Consider the following 752-nt stretch of genomic DNA (forward strand, 5'->3'; position numbering starts at 1 on the left):
TGTTGGGTTTTGGCGTGATGAAGGGCTTCGAATATCCAGTTTTCTTTGACGTGACGCATTCACTTCAACAACCGGGCGGACGTGCTGATTCTGCAGGTGGTCGTCGCGAGCAAGTGACCGATTTAGCGCTCGCAGGTATGTCGCAAGGGTTGGCCGGATTATTTTTAGAGGCGCATCCCGACCCTAACCAAGCTAAGTGTGATGGCCCTTGTGCATTGCGACTTGAGCAATTAGAACCATTTTTAGAGCGCGTCAAAGCTATTGACGAACTCGTGAAGAATTTTGAACCTTTGGATACTGTTTAACAGTCCATAAAAGTAATACTTGGAGATAAGTACAAATGTTTCAGATCGCTGATATTAAAGGCCGTGAGGTTATGGACTCACGCGGCAACCCAACAGTGGAAGCCGACGTTATTCTTGAGTCTGGTGTTGTTGGTACGGCTTGTGCGCCTTCTGGTGCCTCGACTGGATCACGTGAAGCTTTAGAGCTTCGTGATGGTGATAAGTCGCGTTACCTTGGTAAAGGTGTATTGAAAGCGGTTGCTGGTATTAACGAAGACATTCGTGCCGCGTTAGTCGGTAAAGATGTGACGGCTCAGCGTGAACTTGATCAGATCATGATTGATCTTGATGGTACAGAGAACAAAGCAAAGCTTGGCGCAAATGCGATTTTGGCAGTCTCTCTTGCGGCTGCAAAAGCAGCAGCGCAAGCGAAGGGTGTTGAATTGTATGAACACATCGCTGATGTGA

2 pseudogenes are annotated in these 752 nt (G+C 47.7%); both read left to right on the forward strand.

The features are described 5' to 3' along the window. A pseudogene (locus A3738_RS09170) lies at nt 1–305 on the forward strand (3-deoxy-8-phosphooctulonate synthase); the annotation flags it as partial. A gap of 35 nt (nt 306–340) precedes the next feature. Then, nucleotides 341–752 (forward strand): annotated as a pseudogene (gene eno, locus A3738_RS09175) (phosphopyruvate hydratase); the annotation flags it as partial.

This window comes from Oleiphilus sp. HI0066, from assembly GCF_001635725.1.